We start from the raw sequence: 365 nt of genomic DNA on the forward strand, positions 1-365 counted from the left end.
AAACTACCTCTACCAACGCCAATACGACTACGACAAAAGCGGCACCCTCACCTGCCTGCTCGATACCCGCAAAGGCCAGCACGACTATCGCTACGACCCGCTTAACCGGCTAACCCGCGCCGATCATTCCCAAGACGTCCAGGAACGCTTCGCCCACGACCCGGCGGGCAACCTGCTGATGCAAGACCGTCCCGGCCCGGACATCGTTGCCGGCAACCGCCTGATGATCCAGGGCGACCGCCATTACGACTACGACGCCTTCGGCAACCTCATCCGCGAACGACGCGGCAAGGGCCATCAACTCGTCACGGAATACCGCTACGACTGCCAACATCGGTTAATCACCATCACAAAACCGAACGGCG

Annotated in this window: 1 protein-coding gene; it reads left to right on the top strand. The window is 60.5% G+C overall.

Going from position 1 to position 365, the window contains the following annotated elements:
• Positions 1-365: RHS repeat domain-containing protein (locus E4O98_RS03205; RefSeq protein ID WP_248134140.1), on the top strand; the 365-nt coding region annotated here is incomplete at both ends.

Origin of the sequence: Pseudomonas sp. W2Jun17 (genome assembly GCF_023127795.1) — a bacterium.
Classification (GTDB): domain Bacteria; phylum Pseudomonadota; class Gammaproteobacteria; order Pseudomonadales; family Pseudomonadaceae; genus Aquipseudomonas; species Aquipseudomonas synxantha_A.